This window comes from Pseudomonas sp. Z1-14 (assembly GCF_051132005.1).
Lineage (GTDB): Bacteria > Pseudomonadota > Gammaproteobacteria > Pseudomonadales > Pseudomonadaceae > Aquipseudomonas.
Genome location: NZ_CP071646.1, coordinates 4,467,360 through 4,493,128 on the forward strand (window position 1 = coordinate 4,467,360; position 25,769 = coordinate 4,493,128).

General features: G+C 62.5%; 27 protein-coding genes. 2 read left to right on the plus strand and 25 right to left on the minus strand.

Translation table 11 applies throughout. The features are described 5' to 3' along the window. Positions 1–40 precede the first annotated feature (40 nt). The 11 genes from J3P89_RS20525 to J3P89_RS20575 all read right to left on the minus strand — a co-directional run bounded on the left by J3P89_RS20525 (position 41) and on the right by J3P89_RS20575 (position 9,003). Complete coding sequence (locus J3P89_RS20525; RefSeq protein ID WP_434695499.1) at positions 41–1,027, minus strand: DNA polymerase III subunit delta'; 987 nt, start codon at positions 1,025–1,027, stop codon at positions 41–43. Continuing rightward, positions 1,020–1,652: a dTMP kinase gene (gene tmk, locus J3P89_RS20530; protein ID WP_434625158.1), complete on the minus strand. Its 633-nt coding sequence runs from the start codon at positions 1,650–1,652 to the stop codon at positions 1,020–1,022. Before tmk ends, J3P89_RS20525 begins: the two co-directional genes overlap by 8 nt. A gap of 19 nt (positions 1,653–1,671) precedes the next feature. Beyond that, positions 1,672–2,844: an endolytic transglycosylase MltG gene (gene mltG, locus J3P89_RS20535; RefSeq protein WP_434695500.1), complete on the minus strand. Its 1,173-nt coding sequence runs from the start codon at positions 2,842–2,844 to the stop codon at positions 1,672–1,674. A 3-nt stretch (positions 2,845–2,847) separates the two neighbouring features. Continuing rightward, a complete protein-coding gene (gene pabC, locus J3P89_RS20540; RefSeq protein ID WP_434695501.1) occupies positions 2,848–3,663 on the minus strand; it encodes an aminodeoxychorismate lyase in 816 nt (271 codons plus the stop codon). Continuing rightward, positions 3,663–4,907: a beta-ketoacyl-ACP synthase II gene (fabF, locus tag J3P89_RS20545; RefSeq protein ID WP_305496054.1), complete on the minus strand. Its 1,245-nt coding sequence runs from the start codon at positions 4,905–4,907 to the stop codon at positions 3,663–3,665. Before fabF ends, pabC begins: the two co-directional genes overlap by 1 nt. Positions 4,908–5,015: 108 nt before the next feature. After that, positions 5,016–5,252, minus strand: a complete 237-nt coding sequence (acpP, locus tag J3P89_RS20550; RefSeq protein WP_003175607.1) for an acyl carrier protein — start codon at positions 5,250–5,252, stop codon at positions 5,016–5,018. 191 nt (positions 5,253–5,443) lie between these two features. Then, entirely contained in the window at positions 5,444–6,187 is a 744-nt protein-coding gene (gene fabG, locus J3P89_RS20555) for a 3-oxoacyl-ACP reductase FabG (RefSeq protein WP_018613558.1), read from the minus strand. Positions 6,188–6,202: 15 nt separating this feature from the next. Beyond that, the gene (gene fabD / locus J3P89_RS20560; protein ID WP_434625165.1) at positions 6,203–7,141 is read right to left on the minus strand and encodes an ACP S-malonyltransferase; all 939 of its coding nucleotides are present in this window, start codon (positions 7,139–7,141) and stop codon (positions 6,203–6,205) included. A 123-nt stretch (positions 7,142–7,264) separates the two neighbouring features. Beyond that, positions 7,265–8,275, minus strand: coding sequence for a phosphate acyltransferase PlsX (gene plsX, locus J3P89_RS20565; protein WP_434695502.1), 1,011 nt, complete (start codon positions 8,273–8,275; stop codon positions 7,265–7,267). Positions 8,276–8,279: 4 nt separating this feature from the next. Further along, positions 8,280–8,462: a 50S ribosomal protein L32 gene (gene rpmF, locus J3P89_RS20570; protein WP_003179396.1), complete on the minus strand. Its 183-nt coding sequence runs from the start codon at positions 8,460–8,462 to the stop codon at positions 8,280–8,282. 13 nt (positions 8,463–8,475) lie between these two features. Continuing rightward, positions 8,476–9,003 (minus strand): YceD family protein, encoded by a 528-nt coding sequence (locus tag J3P89_RS20575; RefSeq protein ID WP_003204262.1) that lies wholly within the window; start codon positions 9,001–9,003, stop codon positions 8,476–8,478. Positions 9,004–9,108: 105 nt separating this feature from the next. Between J3P89_RS20575 and J3P89_RS20580 the strand changes: the two genes are divergently transcribed. After that, complete coding sequence (locus J3P89_RS20580) at positions 9,109–9,687, plus strand: Maf family protein (protein WP_434695503.1); 579 nt, start codon at positions 9,109–9,111, stop codon at positions 9,685–9,687. A gap of 126 nt (positions 9,688–9,813) precedes the next feature. Here J3P89_RS20580 and J3P89_RS20585 read toward each other — a convergent pair whose 3' ends face one another. Genes J3P89_RS20585 through rluC form a run of 3 tightly spaced genes read right to left on the minus strand, consistent with a single transcriptional unit; the run spans position 9,814 to position 12,433 of the window. Then, positions 9,814–10,803, minus strand: a complete 990-nt coding sequence (locus J3P89_RS20585; protein WP_434695504.1) for a S49 family peptidase — start codon at positions 10,801–10,803, stop codon at positions 9,814–9,816. Positions 10,804–10,824: 21 nt separating this feature from the next. Beyond that, a complete protein-coding gene (locus J3P89_RS20590; RefSeq protein ID WP_434695505.1) occupies positions 10,825–11,487 on the minus strand; it encodes an HAD-IIIA family hydrolase in 663 nt (220 codons plus the stop codon). After that, positions 11,477–12,433 carry a 23S rRNA pseudouridine(955/2504/2580) synthase RluC gene (gene rluC, locus J3P89_RS20595; RefSeq protein WP_434695506.1) on the minus strand — a complete coding sequence of 319 codons (957 nt, stop codon included), beginning with the start codon at positions 12,431–12,433 and terminating at the stop codon, positions 11,477–11,479. The genes J3P89_RS20590 and rluC overlap by 11 nt, the downstream gene beginning before the upstream one ends. A 699-nt stretch (positions 12,434–13,132) precedes the next feature. Between rluC and rne the strand changes: the two genes are divergently transcribed. Beyond that, positions 13,133–16,354 carry a ribonuclease E gene (rne, locus tag J3P89_RS20600; protein WP_434695507.1) on the plus strand — a complete coding sequence of 1,074 codons (3,222 nt, stop codon included), beginning with the start codon at positions 13,133–13,135 and terminating at the stop codon, positions 16,352–16,354. A gap of 248 nt (positions 16,355–16,602) precedes the next feature. Here rne and J3P89_RS20605 read toward each other — a convergent pair whose 3' ends face one another. The 11 genes from J3P89_RS20605 to J3P89_RS20655 all read right to left on the minus strand — a co-directional run bounded on the left by J3P89_RS20605 (position 16,603) and on the right by J3P89_RS20655 (position 25,750). Beyond that, entirely contained in the window at positions 16,603–17,193 is a 591-nt protein-coding gene (locus J3P89_RS20605; RefSeq protein ID WP_434695508.1) for a nucleotidyltransferase family protein, read from the minus strand. Positions 17,194–17,209: 16 nt separating this feature from the next. Continuing rightward, positions 17,210–18,181: an XdhC family protein gene (locus J3P89_RS20610; protein WP_434695509.1), complete on the minus strand. Its 972-nt coding sequence runs from the start codon at positions 18,179–18,181 to the stop codon at positions 17,210–17,212. After that, positions 18,181–20,496, minus strand: a complete 2,316-nt coding sequence (locus J3P89_RS20615; RefSeq protein WP_434695510.1) for a molybdopterin cofactor-binding domain-containing protein — start codon at positions 20,494–20,496, stop codon at positions 18,181–18,183. The genes J3P89_RS20610 and J3P89_RS20615 overlap by 1 nt, the downstream gene beginning before the upstream one ends. Then, positions 20,493–20,963: a (2Fe-2S)-binding protein gene (locus J3P89_RS20620; protein WP_434574256.1), complete on the minus strand. Its 471-nt coding sequence runs from the start codon at positions 20,961–20,963 to the stop codon at positions 20,493–20,495. Before J3P89_RS20620 ends, J3P89_RS20615 begins: the two co-directional genes overlap by 4 nt. A 267-nt stretch (positions 20,964–21,230) precedes the next feature. Beyond that, entirely contained in the window at positions 21,231–22,250 is a 1,020-nt protein-coding gene (gene murB, locus J3P89_RS20625; RefSeq protein ID WP_434695511.1) for a UDP-N-acetylmuramate dehydrogenase, read from the minus strand. Beyond that, positions 22,247–22,711: a low molecular weight protein-tyrosine-phosphatase gene (locus J3P89_RS20630; protein WP_434695512.1), complete on the minus strand. Its 465-nt coding sequence runs from the start codon at positions 22,709–22,711 to the stop codon at positions 22,247–22,249. Before J3P89_RS20630 ends, murB begins: the two co-directional genes overlap by 4 nt. Next, positions 22,711–23,475: a 3-deoxy-manno-octulosonate cytidylyltransferase gene (kdsB, locus tag J3P89_RS20635; protein WP_434603243.1), complete on the minus strand. Its 765-nt coding sequence runs from the start codon at positions 23,473–23,475 to the stop codon at positions 22,711–22,713. Before kdsB ends, J3P89_RS20630 begins: the two co-directional genes overlap by 1 nt. Further along, complete coding sequence (locus J3P89_RS20640) at positions 23,472–23,657, minus strand: Trm112 family protein (protein WP_003179363.1); 186 nt, start codon at positions 23,655–23,657, stop codon at positions 23,472–23,474. Before J3P89_RS20640 ends, kdsB begins: the two co-directional genes overlap by 4 nt. A gap of 22 nt (positions 23,658–23,679) precedes the next feature. Beyond that, on the minus strand, positions 23,680–24,690 hold the full coding sequence (gene lpxK, locus J3P89_RS20645; RefSeq protein ID WP_434695513.1) for a tetraacyldisaccharide 4'-kinase: 1,011 nt from the start codon (positions 24,688–24,690) through the stop codon (positions 23,680–23,682). Further along, a complete protein-coding gene (locus J3P89_RS20650; protein WP_434569368.1) occupies positions 24,690–25,118 on the minus strand; it encodes an ExbD/TolR family protein in 429 nt (142 codons plus the stop codon). Before J3P89_RS20650 ends, lpxK begins: the two co-directional genes overlap by 1 nt. After that, positions 25,115–25,750 carry a MotA/TolQ/ExbB proton channel family protein gene (locus J3P89_RS20655; protein WP_305496069.1) on the minus strand — a complete coding sequence of 212 codons (636 nt, stop codon included), beginning with the start codon at positions 25,748–25,750 and terminating at the stop codon, positions 25,115–25,117. The genes J3P89_RS20650 and J3P89_RS20655 overlap by 4 nt, the downstream gene beginning before the upstream one ends. Positions 25,751–25,769: the final 19 nt, after the last annotated feature.

Here is a 25,769-nt window from a genome sequence, read left to right on the forward strand (position 1 = left end):
GCTGATCTCCGCTGCAATTGAGCTGAGTCTAGTGTGCCTGTCAGTTACGACCAGGCAAACTTGCCCATTGCACCAACAGCGCCTCCAGCAACAGGACACGATTGAGGTTCGCTTTGCTCAGCACCTTCTGACGTTGGGCAAGAATCCAGTCCTGAATGTTCAGGATTTTGTCCTGGCTGCTTTTTTGCGCCAGGTACTGAATCACCTTGCGCATGTCCGCCAGTCCCAGCCCAGCCTCGTCCTCGGTGAGCTGATAACGCAGGATCAGGCTCGACCAGTCGCAGAACCAGTCGAACAGCAGCAGCAACGGAATGGCGTTCCAGCCCTCGGCCAGTTGCGTCGGCGACTGCTGTTGCTTGAGCAGCTTCTTGACGCCGTCCACTACCAGTGCCCGCTGCTCACGCACGCCCTGGGCCTGGAGGCTGACGGCCGCCAGTGGCGAACCGGCGGCCAGGGTCAGCAGCTCGACACGCTCCTCATCGCTGCTGTCAGGCAAGGCCTGGCCCAGCCACTGCAGGCTCATGGCCTCGCTGGGCAGCGGACAAGCCTGCTGCACGCAACGGCTCTTGATGGTCGGCAACAACCGACTCGGCTGGTGGCTGACCAACAGCAGGACGGTATTCCCGGAAGGCTCTTCGAGACTCTTGAGCAAGGCATTGGCAGCGTTGATGTTCATCGACTCCACCGGTTCGATCAACACGACCTTGCGCCCGCCCATCTGCGCGGTCTGGACGACGAAACTCACAAGGTCCCGGACCTGGTCGACCTTGATCGCCTTGTCCGCCTCTTCAGGCTCCAGCACGTAATTGTCTGGATGGCTACCGGCCTTGAGCAGCAGGCAGGACTTGCATTCGCCGCAGGCGCCCGCGGCCACCGGGGCCTGGCACAACAGGCTCGCCATCAGGCGTTCGGCCAGCGCCCGCTTGCCGATCCCGGCCGGACCGTGGAGCAGGTAGGCATGGGCATGCTGGGCACGCCCGGCCAATTGCTGCCAGAGGCTGTCCTGCCACGGATAGGCTTCAGCCACGGGCACGCTCCAGCAGACGCGGCAGCAGACCATCCAGCGATTGCTGGACCTGTGCCAGCGGTTGGGCGGCGTCGATCAGCAGGTAACGCGCCGGATCAGCCTGGGCACGCTCCAGGAAGGCATTGCGCACGGCGTTGAAGAAGGCCTGCCCTTCCAGCTCGAAGCGATCAAGCCGACCCCGGGCGCTGGCGCGGGCCAGACCGATGTCCACCGGCAAGTCGAACACCAGAGTCAGGTCTGGCCGCAGGTCCGCCTGGACAAAGGTTTCCAACGCGGCGATACGCTCAAGGGACAAGCCCCGGCCGCCCCCCTGGTAGGCATAGGTCGAATCGGTGAAGCGATCACACAGCACCACCGCACCACGGGCCAGCGCCGGGCGGATCACCTCGGCCAGATGTTGCGCCCGGGCGGCGAAAACCAGCAACAGCTCGGTGTCGGGGTTCATGACCTCGTCAAGGGGTGCCAGCAGCACCTCGCGGATCCTCTCGGCCAATGGCGTGCCGCCCGGCTCACGGGTCAGCACCACCTCGATGCCTTCAGCCCGCAAACGTTCGGCGAGGTATTCGCGGTTGGTGCTCTTGCCGGCGCCTTCGGGGCCTTCCAGGGTTATAAACAAGCCAGTCACGGGCGATCCTTAATCAGAGTCATTGCGGGCTCGGCGGCTCGCTGGCATTCGCTTCGGGGGCAGGTTGCGGCGCGGGCTCCTGAGGCGGCACCTGGGGCACGGCTTCAGGCGCCGTATCCGGTGAAGCGGCGGGAATCGGCGCCACATCGTCCGGCGCAACCGGGGCCGGGCTCGAACGATAATCGGCGCGGCGCTTGAGCTGGTATTCGCGCACCGCGTTGTTGTGCGTTTCCAGGTCATCGGAAAACACATGGCTGCCATCGCCCCGGGCCACGAAATAAAGGCTGTTGCCGTCCGCCGGGTTCAACGCCGCATGAATCGCCTCGCGCCCGACCATCGCGATCGGCGTCGGCGGCAGCCCTGGAACCAGATAGGTGTTGTAGGGATTCGGTTCTTTCAGATGGGCACGGGTGAGCTTGCCGGTGTAGCGCTCCCCCAGGCCATAGATTACGGTGGGATCGGTCTGCAACAACATCCCCAGGCGCAAGCGGCGCACGAACACCCCGGCGATCTGGCCACGCTCCTGGGGCACGCCGGTCTCCTTCTCGATCAGGGAGGCCATGATCAATGCCTGGTAGGGCTGGGTGTAAGGCACGTCGGCGGCTCGTTGCGCCCACTCCTTGGCGAGCACCTCTTCCAGCCGATCGTAGGCCTTCTTCAGCAGATCGGCATCCGACGTACCGCGCACGAACCGATAGGTATCCGGGAAGAACCGGCCTTCGGGAAATATCCCGGAATGACCAAGACGGTCCATCACCTGACTGTCGCTCAGCCCGGCGAGGGTCTGCTGGAGCTTCTCATCCTTGGCCAGCGCTGCGCGAACCTGACGGAAATTCCAGCCCTCCACCAGCGTGACGCTGTACTGCACCACATCACCACGTTTCCAGACGCCGATCAGGCCCTCCATCGTCATCCCCGGCACCATCCGGTATTCGCCGGAGTGCAAGGGCTGGCCGGCGAGGTTGAAGCGCCAGTACACCCGCAGCCAGAATGCATCCTTGATCAGGCCATCGGCTTCCAGGCGATTGAGCGTCCCGGTCGGCGTGGTGCCGCTGGGTACGTCAAGCAGTTCTTCCTGGGTGATGTTCAACGGCTGCTGCAGCGCCGAGTGAATTTTCCACGCCGAAGCGCCCAGCAACAGCCCTGCCAGAACCAGTCCGACTTCCAGCAGCAGCAAGAATTTACGTCTCACGAATCAAGCATCCAATAGCGCACGGGCAAGGGTCTGCAGTTTACGGGTGAGCGGGCCAACCGACCAGCGCGCCGAACCGCATCCGCGTACCGGCCACACGCCATAAACGCTGTTGCAGACAAAGACCTCGTCGGCCCGCTGCAGCTGTTCGAGGCGGATATCAGTGACCTGAGTAGCGATGCCATCAGACTCGGCTTGAAACAATAATTGCCCGCGCATCACCCCGGCGACACCACAACGGCTCAGATCCGCCGTGATCAGCGCTCCGTCGTGCACCATGAACAGATTGCTGAACACGCCTTCGATCACCCGCCCGGACATATCCAGCATCAAGCCTTCGGCATGCTCGGTGTCGCTCCACTCGGCGCGGGCCAGCACTTGTTCAAGGCGATTGAGGTGTTTGAGGCCGGCGAGCAACGGTTGCTCGGACAGGCGTGTAGTGCAAGGAAACAGCTGGACGCCTTGCTCGGCATGGGCCAGCGGATAGGCCGCCGGCGGGCTGCCCTGCAAGATGCGGCGGGCCTGGGCTGAAGGATTGGCGGCATAGCCCCGCAGACTGTCGCCACGGGTCACGATCAGTTTCAGAACGCCATCGCCAAGCTGCTGCGCATAGGCTTGCAGTTCAGCGTTCAATACCGCCCAATCGACACTGATTGCCAACCGTCGACATCCCAACGCGAGGCGTTGCAGATGCCCCTCAAGCAGAACGAGCTTACCGTCCCGCACGGCGATGGTTTCGAACAACCCATCACCGTAGGCCAGGCCGCGATCTTTCAGCGACAGAGCGTCAGCCGGCTGACCGTCGACCCAGCTTTCCATCAACCGGCGAACCGGCGAAACACCAGCGAGCCGTTGGTCCCGCCGAAGCCGAAGGAATTGGACAACACGACGTCGATGTCCATGCTGCGGGCGGTATGCGGCACAAAGTCGAGGTCGCAGCCCTCGTCCGGCTCATCAAGGTTGATGGTCGGCGGCGCCACCTGGCTGTTGATCGCCAGCACGCTGAAGATCGCTTCCACCGCACCTGCCGCGCCCAACAGGTGGCCGGTCATCGATTTGGTCGAGCTGACAGCCAGTTTGTAGGCGTGGTCGCCGAACACAGTCTTGATGGCCTGGGCTTCGGCCAGATCGCCGGCCGGGGTCGACGTACCATGGGCGTTGATGTACTGCACCTGCCCTGGATTGAGCTTGGCGTCGCGCAAGGCATTGGTGATGCAACGGGCCGCACCGGCGCCATCGGCCGGTGGCGACGTCATATGGAACGCATCGCCGCTGGTACCGAAGCCGATCAGTTCGGCATAGATGGTCGCGCCACGAGCCTTGGCGTGCTCAAGTTCTTCGAGCACCAGCGCACCGGCACCGTCCGACAGTACGAAACCATCGCGGCCCTTGTCCCACGGGCGGCTGGCCCGGTCCGGCTCATCGTTGCGGGTCGACAGCGCACGGGACGCGCCGAAACCGCCCATGCCGAGGCCGCAGGCGGCCATTTCGGCACCACCGGCAATCATCACGTCAGCTTCGTCGTACATGATGTTGCGCGCGGCCATGCCGATGCAGTGCGTGCCGGTGGTGCAGGCGGTAGCGATGGCGTAGTTGGGTCCCTGTGCACCGAGGTGGATGGACAGGAAACCGGAAATCATATTGATGATCGAGCCCGGCACGAAAAACGGCGAAATACGCCGCGGCCCGGAATCATGCAGCGTACGGCTGGTTTCTTCGATATTGGTCAAGCCGCCAATACCCGAACCCATGGCCACGCCGATGCGCTCACGGTTGGCGTCGGTGACTTCCAGCCCGGCATTGCGCACCGCCTGGAAACCGGCTGCCAGGCCGTATTGAATGAACAGGTCAAGCTTGCGGGCTTCCTTGACCGACAGGTATTCCTCGACATTGAAACCCTTTACCGAGCCGCCAAAACGGGTGGAATAGGCAGAAAGGTCGGTGTGTTCGATCAGACCAATGCCACTACGGCCAGCCAGAATGCCCTGCCAGCTGCTCGGCACATCCGTGCCCAGTGGCGACAACATACCCATACCGGTGACTACGACGCGTCTACGCGACACAGCACTCTCCTTTTTCAAATGACGACTTTGCATCAGGCCTAAAGAAAAAACCGCACGCCGAAATGGCAGTGCGGTTTTTCCATGACAGCTAGCGACGACTGAATACGATTACGCCTGGTGGCTGGTAACGTAGTCGATAGCAGCTTGTACAGTAGTGATCTTTTCAGCTTCTTCGTCAGGAATCTCGGTCTCGAATTCCTCTTCCAGAGCCATCACCAGCTCAACGGTGTCAAGGGAGTCGGCACCCAGGTCTTCGACGAAGGAAGCGGTGTTCACAACTTCTTCTTCTTTAACGCCCAGTTGCTCGGCAACGATTTTCTTGACGCGCTCTTCGATGGTGCTCATACCTTGTTTTCACTCCTAATGGACAAATTCAGGCAGCTGGCCGGTGGGTAAGTGTATAGAAAGACTTTTCGGTTTTTCAACCGAAAGCTTCACTCCTCGAACCCTGGGGCCCGCCGCCTATAAATAGATTGCAGCTTTATAACGGATTTTAGACAGCTCGTATGACATTTTTTTGAAGCAATCCGTCACATTTAACTCATGTACATCCCGCCGTTTACCGGGATTGTAGCCCCAGTCACGTATGCCGCACCGTCCGAAGCAAGAAAAGCGACCACGGACGCGATTTCTTGAGCTTGCCCCAGACGGCCCAGCGGAATCTGTGTCAACAAAGCTTCACGCTGTGCTTCCGGCAGTTCGCGGGTCATGTCGGTGTCGATGAAACCCGGTGCAACCGAGTTTACCGTAATCGAGCGCGAACCGACTTCCCGTGCCAGCGCACGGCTGAAACCTTCCAGGCCGGCTTTAGCCGCAGCATAGTTTACTTGGCCAGCGTTGCCCATGGCACCCACAACCGAGCCGATACTGATAATTCGGCCCCAACGGGCCTTGGTCATGCCACGCAGAACGCCCTTGGACAGCCGATACAGGCTGTTCAAGTTGGTATCGACCACATCGAACCATTCGTCATCTTTCATGCGCATCATCAGGTTATCGCGAGTGATGCCGGCATTATTGACCAGGATCGCCGGAGCGCCGAACTGCTCCTGGATGCTTGCCAGAACCGCCGCAACAGATTCGTCGCTGGTGACATTCAGCTCAAGGCCGGTGCCTTGGATACCGTTTTCCTTCAAGGTCGCGGCGATACGCTCGGCGCCTGAAGCGGAAGTCGCGGTGCCGATGACAATGGCGCCTTGGCGACCCAATTCCAGTGCGATAGCCTGGCCGATGCCGCGGCTTGCACCGGTCACCAGTGCAACTTTACCTTGCAGACTCATGCAAGCTTCTCCTGTTCAGGCTTGCGCTGCACGAGCGGCAGCGAAAGCGTCTGGGGTGTTGAGATTGGAAGTCGACACGCCTTCGGCGCAGCGTTTGTTCAGCCCTGCCAGCACCTTGCCTGGGCCGCACTCGACCAGTTCGGTCGCGCCCTTGGCTGCCAGGGTCTGTACCGATTCGACCCAGCGAACCGGCTTGTAGAGTTGTTCCAGCAGATCGCGCTTGAGGGTCTCGAGATCCGGCGCCACGTTGGCGCTGACATTCTGAACCACGGGAATCTGCGGCGCCTGCCAGTCGATGGCGGCGATGGATTCGGCAAACCGCTCGGCGGCCGGGCGCATCAGCTCGCAGTGCGACGGAACGCTGACCGGCAAGGGCATCGCGCGCTTGGCGCCACGGGCCTTGCAACCTTCGATCGCGCGCTCGACAGCCGCCTTGGCGCCGGCAATGACCACTTGGCCCGGCGAGTTGAAATTCACCGCGCTGACCACATCACCTTGCGCCGCTTCGGCACAGGCTGCCAACACATCGGCGTCTTCCAGACCGAGGATAGCGGCCATGCCACCCTGCCCGGCCGGAACCGCTTCCTGCATCAACTGGCCACGCCGCTCCACCAGCTTGACCGCGTCGCCAAGGCTCAGGCTGCCAGCCGCAACCAGGGCGCTGTACTCGCCCAGGCTGTGACCGGCGACAAACGCCGGACGCGCGCCGCCTTCAGCCAGCCACAGGCGCCACAGCGCAATGGAGGCGGTCAGGATCGCGGGTTGGGTCTTGTCGGTCTGGTTGAGCTGCTCTTCCGGCCCTTGCTGGGTCAGTGCCCACAAGTCGTAGCCGAGTGCATCGGATGCTTCTTTGAATGTTTCCAGGATCAACGGGTATTGCGCGCCCAGCTCGGCCAGCATGCCGAGGGACTGCGAGCCCTGTCCTGGAAAGACGAATGCGAGGGAAGCAGACATGAAAACAAAGCCCCTAATGATCTTGTCGTCAAAAATTGACGCCCCTGGGGGCGCTAGGAAACTGACAGTTGGATGGCGGGTTGAACCGACCGGTCACATTTAAGCATTGTCGGACGAAAACGCCTAAGTTAACAAATCTTCAAGACGGCCATGCAGGCGCTCAGGCAGGTTTTCCTCGATTTCAATCACCGCCCGGTTGATTGCACTCTGAAAGCCCTGCACCCCAGCCGAACCATGACTCTTGATCACGATGCCCTGCAGCCCGAGAAAACTCGCACCGTTGTGCCGCGCCGGGGCCAGATCCGCCTGCAGACGACGCATCAGCGGCAATGCCAGCGCACCCACCGCCCTGGAAGCCAGGTTCTGCTTGAACAGGGCCTCGATGCGGCCGCCAATCATGGTCGCCAGGCCTTCGCTGGACTTGAGCAGGATATTGCCGACAAAACCGTCGCATACCACCACGTCCGCCTCGCCGCGATATAGCCCGTCACCCTCGACAAAACCGATGTAATTGATGCCCCGGGCGCTTTGCAACAATGTGGCCGCGAGCTTGACCTGCTGATTACCCTTGATGTCTTCGGTGCCGATATTCAGCAGTGCCACGCGAGGGCGAGCGATGCCGAGGGTTTCAGCCGCGACCGAGCCCATCACCGCGAACTGCAGCAAATGCTCGGCGCTGCAGTCGACATTGGCGCCCAGGTCCAATAGCTGGCAGAAACCGCGCTGGGTCGGGATCGCCGCGACCATGGCGGGCCGATCGATCCCCGGCAGGGTTTTCAGCACGTAGCGGGACAGCGCCATCAACGCCCCGGTATTACCCGCACTGACACACGCCTGGACCTTGTCGTCGCGCAACAGCTCCAACGCCACGCGCATCGAGGCGTCGGGCTTGCCGCGCAGAGCCTGGGCAGGCTTCTCGTCCATGGCGATGACTTCGGACGCCGGGGTAATCGTCAGGCGCGCGCGATCCGCAGCAGGATAGCCACTGAGCAATTCTTCCAGGAGGGAGGGTTGACCGACGAGGGTCAGGTGCAGCGAGGGCGTAGCATTAAGGCAAGCGAGACTGGCCTGGACAATGCTGCGGGGACCGAAGTCCCCGCCCATTGCGTCAACCGCGATGACTTGAGCGGACAAGTGATTACTCGTCGGCGCCCTTGTCGATCACTTTACGGCCACGGTATACGCCTTCTGGCGATACGTGGTGACGCAGGTGAACTTCACCGGTGGTTTTTTCTACAGACAGGGTGCTAGCCTCGAGAGCGTCGTGCGAACGGCGCATGTCACGGGCAGAGCGGGATTTTTTGTTCTGCTGAACAGCCATAATTGATTAACTCCTAAACGTTTGGGTCACGCTTTAACTGCGCCAATACACTGAACGGGTTGGACCGCGTTACCTCGTCCTCGCTCGGTTCGGGCTCATCTGCTCCCGCCGGCTGCTGGCATTCTTCCGGATGATGAGCAGGCACAATGGGCAAGGCGAGCAGAAGCTCCTCCTCGATCAGTGACTGCAGATCCAATGGATCTTCGCCCAGTTCCAGCACGTCATAACCTTTCGGCAACGACTGGGTATTCGCACCCTCCTTCACCACGGCGTAACTGCATTCGCTGTGGATCGGCAGGGTGACCAGCTCAAGACAACGCTGGCAAACCATTTTGACTTCAGTGTCGATAAAGCTGTGGATCACCACAGATTTACGTTCATCTCGTTCAAAAACGAATTTGGCCTGGACCGTACCGACATCGTCGGAAAGCGGGTCGCAGAGTCTCTTCAAATCGGCCAGCAGCAATTCACCTTGAAGGGTGGTGCCACGGTCAGCCAATTTGCGCGGGTCAACGTGAGGTGGAATCGGGTCATTCAACATAGGCGCAGCATTATAGGGATGCACCGGGCCATGTCAAAGGAAATTCAGCCCTGTCCGTCACTTGCACGCCTCGCTAGAATCCCCTCCTGCCTCCTGGAGACGCCAATGCTGCCTTTATTACTTGCCTCAAGCTCGGTCTACCGCCGGGAACTGCTTGCCCGCCTGGGGCTGCCGTTCGTCTGCGACTCACCGGACATCGACGAAAGCCATCGCGCCGGCGAGGCCGCGCTCGAACTGGTGAAACGCCTGGCCCGGGAAAAAGCCCTCGCCCTGGCGGACCGTTACCCGGCACACCTGATCATTGGCTCGGACCAGGTCGCCGTGCTCGGCAAGCGCATCCTGGGCAAGCCCCACACCTTCGAGAACGCCCGCGAGCAACTGCTGGCCGCCAGCGGGACCAAGGTAACCTTCCTGACCGGCCTGGCACTACTCAACAGCCAGACCGACGCCTGCCAGGTCGATTGCGTTCCGTTTACCGTAACCATGCGGACATTGGATCAGGCTCGCGTGGAGCGCTATCTGCGCACCGAGCAACCGTACGACTGCGCCGGCAGCTTCAAGGCCGAAGGCCTGGGCGTGAGCCTGTTCCAGCGCACCGAAGGGCCGGACGCCACCAGCCTGGTCGGCCTGCCGCTGATTCGTCTTGTGGACATGTTGCTAGTTGAGGGTGTGGAGGTTCCCTGAACCGCCCTCCGTGGCGAGGGAGCTTGCTCCCGCTCGGTTGCGCAGCGACCGCAAAAATCTGGGGCCGCTGCGCAGCCCAGCGGGAGCAAGCTCCCTCGCCACAAGGGCAAAGGCGTCACGCTTGAATCAGCGCAACGCCGGGCCCTGGAAGCCCATCCACATCGCCAGATGCTCGGCGATGCTTGCGCCCAGCTTCTTCGAGAAGCGGTCAAACGGCGATTCTTCGATGGTGAAGTCCACCAGGTCCTTCTGACCGATCACATCCCGAGCCACCGAACTGGCGCTGCCCAGGCCGTCGATCAGGCCCAGCGGCAAAGCCTGCTCCCCGGACCAGACCAACCCGAAAAACAATTCCGGATGCTCCTTGTCCTTCAAGCGCTCGCCGCGGCCTTTCTTGACGCTGGCAATGAATTGCTTGTGAGTCGTGTCGAGCACGCCCTGCCAGAACGCGGTTTCTTCAGGCTTTTGCGGCTGGAACGGATCAAGGAACGATTTGTGCTCGCCGGAGGTATAGACCCGCCGCTCCACACCGAGCTTCTCCATGGTCCCGACAAAGCCATAACCGGCCGCCGTCACGCCAATGGAGCCGACCAGGCTGGCCTTGTCGGCATAGATCTGGTCCGCAGCGCTGGCAATGTAATAGGCACCCGACGCGCCGAGATCGGCGATGACTGCATAGACCTTGGTGTTCGGGTGAAGCGCGCGCAACCGGACGATCTCGTCGTAGACGTAACCCGACTGCACCGGACTGCCGCCCGGGCTGTTGATGCGCAGCACCACGCCCTTGACCTTCGGATCTTCGAAGGCAGCCCGCAGACTGCCGACGATGTTATCCGCACTGGCTGGCTCCTTGTCGGCGATCACGCCTTCAATGTCGATCAGCGCGCTATACGCCGAACCACTGACCGCACCTTTTTCGATACTCATCAACGGCGTGAACAGCAGCAGCGCAACGAAAAGATAAACAAAGGTCAGCAGCTTGAAGAAGATCCCCCAGCGGCGCGACCGACGCTGCTCTTGCACACCGGCCAACAGGGTCTTTTCCAACAGCTTCCAGCTTTTTTCATCACCGCTCACGGCATCTGCCTTGGCCGGTGCTTTCCATTCATCGGTCATGCATGCATCCCCATCAAAACGTCAACCGGCACGCTGGCTCAGCCACGCGTGCAATTCGGGAAAATGGTCAATGGCCAGGCACGGCTCAAACGCCCGAAGCGCCTCGATCGTCTGCGCGCCATAACTGACAGCGACAGAGCCCATGCCGGCATTACGCGCCATCTGCAGGTCGAACGACGAATCCCCGACCATCAGCGCCTGCTCGGGCCGCACATTACAGTGCGCCAGGATCTGCTCAAGCATCAGCGGATGCGGCTTGCTGGCGGTTTCGTCGGCGGCGCGGGTGATGTCGAAATAATCGTCCCAGCCATGGGACTTCAGCACCCGATCCAGCCCGCGCCGCGCCTTGCCGGTCGCGACAGCCAGCTGATAGCCCTCGTCCCGCAGGGTCTGGAGCGTGTCCGCCACGCCGTCGAACAGCGGTGAAGGCTCGGCCTCCAGCGCGATGTAGTGATCGGCATAATGCTGGCGAAAAACGCTCAGCTCATCATCAGCGATTTCCGGGTACAGGCTGCGAATCGCTTCCGGCAGCCCGAGCCCGATGATGCCCTTCACCGCAAAATCATCCCGCCGAGCAAAACCCGTACGATCCGACGCGATGTGCATCGACTCGACAATCCGACCGATGGAGTTCGCCAGAGTGCCGTCCCAATCGAATATCAGCAGCTTGTAATCAGGATGCACTCAACCGCTCCACGGTCTTGGCCCACATGTCATCCACGGGGGCCTGCAATTTCAGCTCGCCGCCGTCCGGCAACGGCACGGTCAGCATGTAAGCATGGAGAAACAGGCGCTTGCCACCCAGGTCACGGATTTCCTTGCTGAAATCATCGTCGCCATATTTGCTGTCACCGGCGATGCAATGCCCGGCATGCAGGGTGTGGACACGGATCTGGTGGGTCCGGCCGGTTACCGGCTTGGCCTCGACCATGGTGGCGAAGTCACCGAAACGGCGCAGCACCTTGAATACGGTCAGCGCTTCCTTGCCTTCTTCGTTGACTTCCACCATGCGCTCGCCGGAGCGCAGGTTGCTCTTGAGCAGCGGCGCGCGGACCTGCTTGACGGATGTTTCCCAACGACCGCGGACCAGCGCCATGTAGCGCTTGTCGACGCCGTCGCCGCGCAACTGTTCGTGCAGATGGCGCAACATGCTGCGCTTCTTGGCGATCATCAGCAGCCCGGAGGTGTCCCGATCCAGGCGATGGACCAGTTCCAACTCCTTGGCATCCGGACGCAGCTGACGAAAGGCTTCGATCACGCCGAAACTCAGGCCGCTGCCGCCGTGGACCGCGATGCCCGCGGGCTTGTTGACCACGATCAGCGCCTTGTCTTCGAAGACGATGGCGGCTTCCAGGCGTTGCAACAAGCCTTGTGCCAGTGGCACCGGCTCATCGCGCTCGGGCACGCGAACCGGCGGCACGCGCACGACGTCGCCCGCCTGGAGCTTGTATTCGGGCTTGATCCGACCTTTGTTCACCCGCACTTCGCCTTTGCGCAAAATGCGATAGATCAAGGTCTTGGGCACGCCTTTGAGCCGGGCAAGCAGGAAGTTATCAATTCGTTGGCCGGCATATTCCGGCGAGACCTCAAGCAGTTGAACGCCTGGGGTCGAAGGGGCAGTAGTTGTCATGGCGGCGATGATAACAATTTTTTATGGAATTGAAGCACTTAATCATTGCTGCTATAGTCGCGAACGCCGCCAAAAGTGGCTGGACAGCGGACCAGCGGTCAAAAACCGGCCCTGACCAACGCAATTCACGAGGACGAGAGGCCGTCCTACGGGGCTCTTGCTACGTAACGGTAGAGTTCGCGGGTGTAACGAGCGCAGGTGACATGAGGCCTGAAATACGCCGCAAAGCAGAGTCTTGACTCGCCTTGCGCGCCACATTCACGGCCAGTTCACAAAGTGCAGTCGCCCGCAGACGACCCCGAGCGAGAGCTTCGGAAACAACGCCTAAATGAGCCATGATGCGTGACCTCCCCTTCCGGAGCTCACGGTAAATGCCAACCCGCTGCGGATTCTGCGCGCGGCAGCACCCGAATTATCAGGGATACGTGTAGGGTGGAGATGTACAACCGTCGGACTGTGTAGCACTAGGCTTATATTTAGACGCTTCATCTCGTCCACAGACGCCGGTTGATTCCTCCTCCTGACTGAGTGCTTGAGTACCAGCAAGCAGGACGCGTCCGTCGCGACTTCGCCATCATTGGGTCGAACTCGCTAGACACTGGAATGGCCCCGCCATCGCCAGGACGCACCTGACACCGACCGTGAGAAGTCGTGTGTGCCGAACGCCGTTTCCGGCAGCCCGGAAACCGACGGTACTACATGAAAAGAATGCTGATTAACGCGACTCAACCCGAAGAGTTGCGTGTTGCACTGGTAGACGGCCAGCGCCTCTACGACCTGGATATCGAATCCGGTGCACGCGAGCAGAAGAAGGCCAACATCTATAAAGGCCGGATTACTCGCATCGAACCAAGCCTTGAGGCTGCCTTTGTCGATTTCGGCTCCGAGCGCCACGGCTTCCTGCCCCTCAAAGAAATCTCCCGCGAATACTTCAAGAAGGCCCCCGAAGGCCGCGTCAACATCAAGGACGTCCTGAGCGAAGGCCAGGAAGTCATCGTCCAGGTCGAAAAAGAAGAACGTGGCAACAAGGGCGCCGCCCTGACCACCTTCATCAGCCTCGCCGGCCGCTACCTGGTCCTGATGCCGAACAACCCACGTGCCGGCGGTATCTCCCGCCGCATCGAAGGCGAAGAGCGCAACGAACTGCGCGAAGCCCTGAACGGCCTGGTCGCACCCGCCGACATGGGCCTGATCGTGCGCACTGCCGGCCTGGGCCGCAGCAGCGAAGAAATGCAGTGGGACCTCGACTACCTGCTGCAACTCTGGACCGCGATCAAGGAAGCCTCGCTGGATCGTTCCGCACCTTTCCTGATCTACCAGGAAAGCAACGTGATCATCCGCGCCATCCGCGACTACCTGCGCCAGGACATCGGCGAAGTGCTGATCGACAGCGTCGAAGCCCAGGACGAAGCCCTGACCTTCATTCGCCAGGTGATGCCGCAGTACGCCAGCAAGATCAAGCTCTACGAAGACAGCGTTCCGCTGTTCAATCGTTTCCAGATCGAAAGCCAGATCGAGACCGCCTTCCAGCGCGTCGTCGAACTGCCGTCGGGCGGCTCCATCGTCATCGACCCGACCGAAGCCCTGGTGTCCATCGACATCAACTCGGCGCGCGCCACCAAAGGCAGCGACATCGAAGAAACCGCCCTGCAGACCAACCTTGAAGCCGCCGAAGAAATCGCCCGCCAGTTGCGCCTGCGCGACATCGGCGGCCTGATCGTCATCGACTTCATCGACATGACCCCGGCCAAGAACCAGCGCGCCGTGGAAGAAAAAGTCCGTGAATGCCTGGAAGCCGACCGCGCCCGCGTACAGGTCGGTCGTATCTCGCGCTTCGGCCTGCTGGAAATGTCCCGTCAGCGCCTGCGTCCATCCCTGGGCGAAAGCAGCGGCATCGTTTGCCCGCGCTGCAACGGCACCGGCATCATCCGTGACGTCGAGTCGTTGTCCCTGGCGATCCTGCGCCTGATCGAAGAAGAAGCCCTGAAGGACCGCACCGCTGAAGTTCGTGCCCAGGTGCCGATCCCGGTGGCCGCGTTCCTGCTCAACGAAAAACGCAACTCGATCACCAAGATCGAACTGCGCACCCGCGCCCGCATCGTGATCCTGCCGAACGACCACCTCGAGACGCCGCACTTCGAAGTGCAGCGCCTGCGTGATGACAGCCCCGAGGCTCACACCAACCAGTCCAGCTACGAAATCGCCGCGGCCGCCGCCGAAGTCGAAGACGTCCAGCCAGCTGCCGCCACCCGCACCCTGGTTCGTCAGGAAGCGGCGGTCAAGACCGCGCCGGCCCGTGCCAACGCTCCGGTCCCGACCGAAGCCGCCGCACCGGTTGCCGCCCCGGCCGCAGCCCCGGAACCTAGCCTGTTCAAAGGCTTGGTGAAGTCCCTGGTCAGCCTGTTCGCCACCAAGGAAGAGCCTGCCGCCCCGGCCGTTGTCGCCAAGCCTGCCGCTACCGAGCGTCCGGCCCGCAACGAAGAACGCCGCAACGGTCGCCAGCAGACCCGCAACCGCAACGGTCGTCGTGACGAAGAGCGCAAGCCGCGCGAAGAACGTGCTCCGCGTGAAGAGCGCGCACCCCGTGAGCCGCGTGAAGAGCGTCAACCACGCGAAGCCCGTGAGGAAGTTCCAGCGGTAGCCCGCGAAGAACGCGCACCGCGTCCGCCTCGCGAAGAGCGCCAGCCACGCGCACCACGTGAAGATCGCAAGCCGCGTGGCGAGCGTGAAGAACGTGTTCGCGAATTGCGCGAGCCTCTGGACGCCGCACCGGCTGTTGCAGCGACGCCTGCGACTCCGGCAGCAGAACGCCCGGCTCGCCAGCCTCGCGAAGAGCGTGCACCGCGTCCGCCGCGTGAAGAGCGTCAGCCGCGCGCCGAGCAGGCAGCCGCCGAAGCCAGCGAAGAGGAAGTACTGAACACCGAGGAGCAGTTGCAGGAAGACGGTCAGGACAGCGCCGAGGGCGATCGTCCACGTCGTCGCTCCCGCGGCCAGCGTCGTCGCAGCAACCGTCGCGAGCGTCAACGCGATGCCAACGGCAACGTGATCGAAGGCTCGGAAGAGTCCGAAGCCGGCGAGAACGCCGAAGCGCCTAGCGCTGCCGACCTGGCCGCCGGCCTGGCCGTCACCGCGGCAGTTGCCAGCAGCGCGATCAGCGCCCCAGCCGAGGCCCAGGCACACGAGCAGGCCGAACGGGCCACCGCTGCGGTGGAAGAGGCAGCGGTCGAAGCGCCAGTTGTCGAAGCGACCACTCCGGTAGAAATCACTGCTTCGCCAGAAGTGGAACTCGCACCGGTTCGTGAAGCCGAGCCGCAAGCCGAAGCCGCCGCCGAGCCTGCCCCGGTCGTCGAGCAGCCGGTGGTAGCCGCCGAACCTGCCGTTGAAGTTTCTGCCGCTGAAATGCCTACCGAGGAAACCGCACCAGAGCCAGTACGCGAAGAGCAGACCGCTTTCAACTGGAACGCAGAGCCAGCCGCACCAGCGCCGGTTGCTGAACCTGAGCCGGTAGTAACCGTCGAACCGCAAGTGGTCGAGCCTGCGCCAATGGTCGAAGCGCCTGTGGTTGCCGAAGCAGTGGTTGCCGAAGCCCCAGCCCCGGTTGAAGCGCCTGCACCGGGCAGTGCCCTGACCCCTAACGGCCGCGCCCCGAACGATCCACGCGAAGTGCGTCGTCGCAAGCGTGAAGCCGAGCGTCTGCAGAAAGAAGCTGAACTGGCCGCCGCAGCTGCCACTCAAGCGCCTGCCGCCGAACCGGCTCCGGTCGTGGAAGAAGTCGCCGAGGCAGCCCCTGCCCCGGTAGCTGAAGCCCCGACTGAATCGGCCCCGGTGATCGACGAACCTCAGCACGGTGCTGAAGAAGAAGTCGCTCCGCGTCACACTGAAGCCTTGGAAAAAGAGCACGAGCCTAAACCTCACGCCTGATTCCACCGCCCAGTAAAAAGCCCCGCCTGGTGATGCCAGGCGGGGCTTTTTTATGCCTTCGATTTGCAGGTCCCTATGAGAGCCTGGCACGAGATTTATATCCGCTGAAGAACCCATGTGGGAGCGAGCTTGCTCGCGAAGGCGGTGGATCAGCTTGCATCACTGTTGAATATCAGACCGCTTTCGCGAGCAAGCTCGCTCCCACAGGGGAATTGCAACCACCATAAATTTACAATCCATCAAGAAATCTATCCGAAGATCAATGCCTCCGGCACATCAATGTCCCAGGTCACACCAGGATCGTCCACCGGCACCTCGACGACTTGCGCCCCGGCGAATAACACCTTCGCACCACGGTCACCGGACAACGCCATCAACTGGGGGCCAAACCCACGACCAAATCCCACCGGATGCCCATACTCCCCGGCAAGAACCGGCACGCTGATGCCATCCTCGCGAATCCCTGCCGCCACCTTTTCGATGCTCGACGGCAGGACAAACGGCATGTCGCCCAGCACGATCATCCACCCAGCCACCTCCGGACAGGCCCGGACACCGGCGGCAATGCTGTCGCCCAGGCCAGGCGAATCCAGCTCGACGAAATCGCATCCGTAGGCCTGGGCCATGCGAATGGCTTGCGGACGGTCATTGCGGGTGACCAGCACGCGCTTGTCCAGCGAGGCCGGCAGATTGACCAGCACGTGCTCGATCACCGAGCGCACCGCGCCGTCACGGCCTATGCAATCCGCCAGCAGCTTGTCCTTGTCGGCCCCGGCGGCCTGCCGGAAACGGCGGCCCGAGCCCGCCGCGAGGATGATCACGCCAATGGACTCAGACATACCCTTCCCTCCTGGACTACAGCGGTTTCTTTTGGCGCAATTCGACGCCATTTTTGATCGCGACGATTTCCGCCAGCAGCGACAAGGCGATTTCCGCCGGGGTGTGGCTGCCGATGTGCAAGCCGATGGGCCCGTGCAGCCGCTCGATGGCTTGTGCTGACAAGCCTAGCTGAGCGAGGTTGTCCCGGCGCTTCTGACTGTTGACCCGTGAGCCGAGGGCGCCCACATAAAAAGCCTTGGAATCCAGGGCGGTGAGCAAGGCCATGTCGTCCAGGCGCGGGTCATGGGTCAGGGCAACGATCGCGGTGCGCTCATCGGTCTCGATGCTCAGCACCGCCTCGTCGGGCATGCCCGGAACAAAGCGGCCATGCTGCTCTTCCCAACCGTAGACGAATTCCTTGCGCGGGTCACAGATCAACACCTCGAAATCCAGCAACCGGGCCATTTCCGCCACGTAACGCGACAGCTGTCCGGCGCCGATCAGCAACAGCCGCCAGCGCGGGCCATAAATCGCCCGCAGCGTTTCGCCATCGAACACCAAGGCATCGCTTTTGCTCGCCGGTGTCAGCACCACAGCGCCGGTCGCGATGGTCAATTCCCGGGCAACAATTTCGTGGGCCTCGCACCGCGCCAGCAACTCGGCGATCCAGCCTGGATCGCCGACTCGTTCCTCCGTCAGGCGCAAGGTGCCGCCGCACGGCAAGCCGAAACGCGCCGCTTCCTCGCGGGTGACACCGTAGGTGATGAGCTGCACGGGCGGGCCATCCGCCGGAATCCGGCCGTCGTGCAGCCGGGCGATCAGGTCATCCTCGACACAACCGCCCGATACCGAACCGATCACTACGCCGTCTTCGCGCAGGGCCAGCATGGCCCCCGGAGGTCTCGGCGCGGTGCCCCAAGTCTGGACCACGGTGAACAGCACCACCCGCTGCCCGGCGCGACGCCATTCCAGCACGCTGCGCAGCACGTTCAGATCAACGCTGTCCATCAGGCTTTGGCCTGCTGCCAGCCTTGCAACTGGTAACGCACAGGCAGATCACGGATGCGCTTGCCGGTGGCGGCGAAGATTGCGTTGCACAATGCCGGCGCGATCGGCGGCACGCCCGGTTCACCAACGCCCCCCAGCGGCACTTCGCCCGGCGGAGTGACCAGGTGCACGGCTACTTCCTTGGGTGCCAGGGACATGCGCGCCACTTCATACATGTGGAAATTGTCCTGCTGGACCTTGCCGTCCTTGAAGCTGATCTCCCCAACCATCGCGTTGCCCAGGCCCATCACGCAGGCGCCTTCGAACTGCGAGCGGATACGCTCGGGATTGATCTGCGGCCCACAGTCCACGGCAATGTCCGCCTTGTGCACGATTATCGTGCCGTCATCCTTGACCTCGACTTCAATTGCCGCGGCCACATAGGTGACGAAGCTGTAGTGCACCGCCAGCCCCAAGCCCCGGCCCTTGGGCAATTCACGGCCCCAGCCAGCGGCCTTCGCCGCAGTCTCCAGCACGGTGCGGATCCGCGCCGTATCGATGGGATAACGCTCGGGCGATTCACCGTAGTTCCAGCTGTCATTCTGGCTGTTGGGGTTGATCTTGCGGTCCGGGCCCAGCAACTTCAGATGGTACTTGAGCGGGTCCTGGCCGGCCTTGTGGGCCAGTTCGTCGATGAAGCTCTGGATCGCAAAACCATGGGGAATGTTCGACACCGAGCGGTACCAGCCAACCCGGGTATGGGCCACCGCCTCGGGGTTCTCCAGGCGCAGGTTGGGAATGGCATAGGCCATGTTGGTCACGCCCATGCCCACTTCGAACGGCGCTTCGTGGGTCATGCCCGGCGCGAACAGCGCGGTGATGGTCGGGGCCACGGTGCGATGCAGCCAACCGGAGGGCAGCCCGTCCTTGTTCAGGCCGGCCTTCAGGTATTCGGCCGATACGGTATGGAAATACGAGTGATGAATGTCGTCCTCGCGGGTCCATTGCACCCGAACCGCCTGGCCGGGGAATTCCTTGGCGAGCACCGCCGCCTCGACGACGAAATCGGGTTTGGACTTGCGTCCGAAACCGCCGCCCAGCAATGTGATGTTTATCGTGACTTTGTCGAAAGGGATGCCCAGGCGTTCGGCGACGCGCTCGCGGGTGACCTGGGGTGCCTGGCTCGGTGCCCAGGCTTCGCATTGACCGTCCTTGAAGCGGGCGGCCGCGACCATCGGCTCCATCGGTGACTGGGACAGGTGCGGCAGGTAGTAGGCAGCCTCCAACGTTGAATCGGCCTTGGCCAATGCGTCGTCAAGGTCGCCGGTACTGTGCAGGACTTTGCCCGGCTTCAGCGCAGCCGCTTGCAGTTCCTTGCGGTAGGCGATGGAGTCATAGCCGGCGTTCGGGCCATCGTCCCATTCGATTTTCAACGCTTCGCGGCCCTTGATCGCCGCCCAGGTGTTTTTCGCTACCACCGCCACGCCGCCCAGCGGCTGGAATTCGGAGGGCAAAGGGCGTCCTTCGATCTGCACCACCTTGATCACGCCCGGCACCTTCAACGCCGCGCTGCTGTCCACGCTCCTGACCTTGCCACCATAGACCCGTGGGCGGGCCACGACGGCGTAGAGCATGCCGTCGAAATGCACGTCGGCACCGAACACCGCTCGGCCGTTGACGATGTCCGCACCGTCGATGGCACGGCTCGCTTCCTTGCCAATGTAACGAAACTCCGACGGCTGCTTGAGGCGCAGGCTGTCGCGGGCCGGAACCGGCAAGGCCGCGGCGGCGGCGGCCAACTCGCCATAACCCAGTTCGCGCCCTGAAGGCTGATGCACCACTTTATGCAGTTGCGCACGGCATTCGCCCACCGGCACTTTCCACTGGGCAGCGGCGGCCAATTCAAGCATGGTCCGGGCGGCGGCACCGCAGCGGCGCATCGGCTCGTACCAGTGACGCATGCTGCGCGAGCCGTCGGTGTCCTGGTTGCCGAAGCGCGCCTCATCAGCCGGCGCCTGCCTGACCTTGACGAGCGCCCAGTCGGCGTCGAGTTCGTCGGCCACCACCATGCTCAGGCTGGTGCGCACCCCCTGGCCCATTTCCGAACGGTTGCAGATCACCGTGACGCTGCCGTCGGCGGCAATGCTCACGTAGACCTTGGGGTCGTCGACTGCACCATGGGGCATGCCCTCGGCGCCAAACTTCTTCTCTTCGGCAAAGGCCTCCGGCAGCCCCCAGCTGGCGGCCAGCACCAGCACGCCCGTGGCGCTGGCGCCCTTGAGGAAACCCCGACGACTGAGGTTGCTCAGCACAAAATCATTCGGCAAGCGGCTCATGCCTTGGCCTCCTTCAGGTGAGTAGAGGCCTGACGGATCGCGGTCTTGATCCGGTTGTAGGTGCCGCAACGGCAGAGGTTGCCGACCATGGCCTCCTCGATCTGTTCATCCGTCGGGTTGGGATTGGTCTTGAGCAATGCCGTGGCGGACATGATCTGCCCGCCCTGGCAAAAACCACACTGGGCCACGGCGGTGTCCAGCCAGGCCTTCTGTACAACCTGGCCGACCGGGTCGACGTGCAGCGCATCAATCGTGCTGACGTTCTGGCCTTTCACCGAGCCGATCGGCGTGATGCAACTGCGCGCCGGGGCGCCATCGATGTGGATCGTGCACGCGCCGCACAGGCCCATGCCGCAGCCGAACTTGGTGCCGTTGTAACCGGCCACATCGCGGATTGCCCACAGCAGCGGCATGTCCTCGGTGACATCCAGTTGATGATCTGTTCCATTGAGTTTCAGGGTAATCATGGGCACGCCCGCATTCGTTTCGAGTTATGGGGGTCGAGCAATCTGCCGTTGGGTGATCGGTTCGGTGTCGCAGACTGGCTCAGGCTGATCCGGCTCTCTTGTGCACACGTCAACAGCGTCTGCACCGGGCCTTGGGGATGCGTATGCTCGCATCGTCAGCCAATTAAATTAACCCAGGAACAAGCAAAACGCCCTGCACAATCCTGCACGAATGAGCGTGTGCAGGTTATGCAGGGCGTTTTTCTTCACGCGGGTGCCAAGCGCAGGTCAGTATCGATTCGGCTCCATCTCCAGATCGACCTGGAAACGTTCGACAATGTCCTTCTGGATCCGTTGAGCCAGGTCCAGCAATTGCAGGCCCGTGGCGTTGCCATAATTGACCAGCACCAGTGCCTGCAACTTGTGCACGCCAGCGTCGCCCTCGCGAAAGCCCTTCCAGCCGGCCCGTTCGATCAGCCAGCCGGCAGCGATTTTCATCTGCCCCCCAGGCTGTGGATAAGCCACCAGGTCGGGGTATTGCAGCTTGAGATGGGCCACGTGGGTGGCGTGCACCAACGGGTTCTTGAAGAAGCTGCCGGCGTTGCCGAGTACGGCGGGGTCCGGAAGTTTTTCGCTGCGGATGCTGCAAATCGCCCGGCTGACATCCGAAGGCGTTGCCTGATCGATGCCTTGCTCGGTCAGGCGCTGGCGGACCGGGCCGTATTCCAGGTGCAGATGCGCGACGCGACTGAGGGCAAAACGTACCCGCAGGATCAGCCAGCGCCCCGCCTGCTGCTTGAACAGGCTGTCGCGGTAGGCGAAGGCGCACTCTTCAAGGGTGAAGTCGCGCAACTCGCCGGTATGGCGATCCAGCGCGGTAAGGCCGGCAAAGACATCCTTTATCTCCACGCCATAGGCACCGATATTCTGCATCGGTGCCGCCCCTACCGTACCGGGAATCAGGCTGAGGTTCTCCAGCCCCGACCAACCTTGCGCCAGCGTGTGCTGGACAAAAGGATGCCAGGGCTCCCCGGCCTCGGCCTCGATCACCACGCGTTCGCCGTCGTCGCTGAGCAGGCGGATCCCCCGACTGGCCATGCGCAACACCAGCGCGTCGATGTCATCGGTCAACAGCAGGTTGCTGCCGCCGCCGATCACCAGCAACGGCAGATCATGCCCGGCGGCATAGGCCAGCGCCTCGCGGACATCGGCATCGCTGTGGGCCTCGGCGAACAACCGTGCGGCGACGTCCACGCCAAAGCTGTTGAATGGCTTGAGGCTGACGCCGGCCTGGACATGCAAGGTCATAACCGCCCCTTCACTTCGATGAGCAGGCGATCCGTGGCCTGTTCGATCAGGTCGAGCACCTGCTCGAAACCCTGTTCGCCGTCGTAGTACGGATCTGGGACATCATCGAGCTCAGCCTCGTAGCGACGCAGGAACAGATCGAGCTCGGCCTTGCCACTGGCCGGTTGCAGTGCCTTGAGGTTGCGCAGGTTGTTGCTGTCCATCGCCAGGATCAGGTCATAGGCGGCGAAATCGGCGCGGGTGACTTGCCGGGCCCGCTGGGCCGACAGATCGTAGCCACGTCGCAGGGCCGCGGCCATGCTGCGTTTATCCGGGGCCTTGCCGACGTGCCAGTCACCGGTACCGGCAGAGGCGACTTCCACTTGCCCCTCCAGCCCGGCCTCGCGCAGCTTATGGCGCAAAATGCCTTCGGCGGTGGGCGAGCGACAAATGTTGCCAAGGCAGACGAACAGAACCCGCATCAAGCCTCCAGCAGGCGACGAACGCGCTCGAGGTCTTCGGGAGTGTCTACACCGGTCGGCGGCGCGATCAGCGCATCGGCGACATGGATCCGCACGCCATGCCACAACGCCCGAAGTTGCTCGAGGGCTTCGGTGTTTTCCAGCCAGCACGGGCCCCAAGCGACGAAGTCCTGAAGGAAACCGGCGCGGTAGGCATAGATACCGATATGGCGACGGTACGGCACGCCTTCGGGCAACACGTCGCGGTCCTGAGCGAATGCCTCTCGGGCCCAAGGCAAAGTGGCACGACTGAACGTCAGCGCCAGGCCGTCGAGGTCGCTGACCACTTTGACCACGTTGGGATTGAACAGCGTCTGCACGTCCTCGATCGGCTCGGCCAGGGTGGCCATGCGCGCCTCTGGGTGCGCCGCCAGGTTCGCCGCGACCTGATCAATCACGCTCGGCGGGATCAGCGGCTCGTCGCCCTGCACGTTGACGACGATTGCGTCGGGCGCCAGACCGAGTTTCCCAGCCACTTCCGCCAGGCGGTCAGTACCGGAGTTGTGATCCTCGCGAGTCATCACCACTTCGGCGCCAAAGCCCTGGCAGGCCTCTACGATGCGCGCATCGTCCGTTGCCACCACCACACGCTGGGCGCTGCTCTTGCAAGCCTGCTCCCAGACATGCTGGATCATCGGCTTGCCGGCGATCAGCAGCAACGGTTTACCGGGCAAGCGCGTGGAGGCAAAGCGCGACGGAATGACAACGGTAAAAGCTGTACTCATTTATCCAGGCGCTCGTCAGTGGTCAGGGTACGGGCTTCGCTTTCGAGCATCACCGGGATGCCGTCGCGAATCGGATAGGCCAGGCCGGCGCCCTTGCTGATCAGCTCGGTCTTGTCGGCACTGAGCTTGAGCGGGCCTTTGCAGACCGGGCAAGCCAGGATATCGAGCAGTTTGGTGTCCATGAAATTCCCCTGGGTATAACGTTTAAGGCAAGAGCCGATCCGGCAACAGGCGCATCAGCTGCGTATCGAACCAGGCCGCGAAGGCTGGCGAAGGCGCTGCGTCAACCGCGAGGTACCACCAGTCGGGCGCGGCGAAGGCACGGCATTTGACCGCGTCCTTTTCCGTCATGACCACTGGCAATGACGGTTCGAAATCGAAGGCCTGGGCACTGTATTCGGCATGATCGGCAAACCCGTGCGGTACAGGCCGCCAGTGTAGCGTTTCAAGGGTATTGAAGAAACGCTGGGGGTTGCCGATGCCGGCCACGGCATGCAGGGCCTGGCCGGGAGGAAAATGGTCGAGGGGGCGCCGCTCGCCGCTGGCCAGGTTGATCAGCGCGGTGGGCCGCAACTCGAACGCGAAGCCGTCCTCGCGATCAGCGCTGGCGCCGTTGAACAGCACGGCGTCGACCGAGCGCAGGCGCTCCACCGGCTCGCGCAACGGGCCGGCCGGCAGGCAACGGCGATTGCCCAGGCCACGGGCACTGTCGATCAATACCAGTTCGAGGTCACGGGCCAGGCGGTAATGCTGCATACCGTCGTCGGACAGGATCAGGTCCAGTGGCTCGGCGTCCACCAGTGCCCGGACTGCGCGACTGCGATCAGGATCGATCATCAACGGCACGCCGCTGCGCTGGACGATGAGCAGCGGTTCGTCGCCCGCGATGTCGGCGCCCTGCTCGGCCTCGACTCGCCATGGCAATTGCGGCGGCCTGGCGCCGTAACCCCGGCTGACCACGCCGACCCGCAGGCCACTGCGCTGGCAATGCTCGATCATCCAGAGGATCAACGGCGTCTTGCCGGTGCCGCCGACGGTAATGTTACCCACCACAATCAGCGGCACCGGCGGCTGGTAGATCTCGCCCTCGCCCGCCAGGAAGCGCTCGCGCTTGCCGATCACTACGCGTCGGTACAGCCATTCAAGCGGGCGCAGCAGCACCAGGGCGGGATGCCCCTTGTACCACGCGGCAAGCAATCGATCGGACATGGCCATCAAGGTGCCGGCGCCGCCTCGATCGTGGTCATGCGCAGGTGGCTGAAGCCGAGCTTGCCAGCCGCGTCCATGGCGGTGATGACCGATTGATGAGGCGTCTTGCCGTCGGCGCTGATAGCTAGCGGCAGGTTGGTATCACCGCCCGACTCCCTTTGCAGGGCCTCGATCAGGCTCGCCAGGTCGCTCTTGGGCAACAACTGGTTGTTCACCGAGAACGCGCCCTCGGCGCTGATGGTGACTTCCAGGTTTTTCAACTGCTGGTCCTCGGCCGGCGAGCCACTCACCGCTTGCGGCAGCTCAACCTTCAACTGGGTTTCCCGGGTGAAGGTGGTGGTCACGACGAAAAACAGCAGCAGGATGAACACCACGTCGATCAGCGACGCCAGGTTGATCTCGATATTTTCCCGTGGTTTGCGGCGGAATTTCACTTCTTGCCCCCGGCCAGGTCCACGTCACGGTCGCCCTGCACCACCTCGACCAGCTTGATGGCTTCCTGCTCCATGCCCACCACCAGCTCGTCGACGCGGCGCTGCAGGAAGCGATGGAAGAACACGGCCGGGATGCCCACCATCAGGCCCGCGGCGGTAGTGATCAGTGCCTTGGAAATACCGCCCGCCAGCACGGCGGCATTGGTCGTCATGCCGGAACCGGTGAACGCGCTGAAAATGTCGATCATGCCCAGGACCGTGCCCAACAGGCCCAGCAATGGCGACATGGCCGCGATGGTCCCAAGGGCATTGATGTAGCGTTCCAGGTCATGGATGACGCGCGCGGCGGCCTCCTCGATGCACTCCTTCATGATCTCGCGACCATGCTTGGAATTCGCCAGGCCTGCCGCGAGGATCTCCCCCAGCGGCGAGCTGGCTCGCAGTTCCTTGAGCTTGTCCTTGTTCAGCTGCTTGTCCTTGATCCAGACCCAGACCTGCCCGAGCAGATGCTCCGGGGTCACGCGGCTGGCCCGCAGGGTCCACAGGCGTTCGGCAACGATACCCAGTGCCGCGATGGAACTCAGAATGATCGGCAACATCATCCAGCCGCCGGATTTGACCAATTCCCACACAGTGACAGCCCCCTCGAAA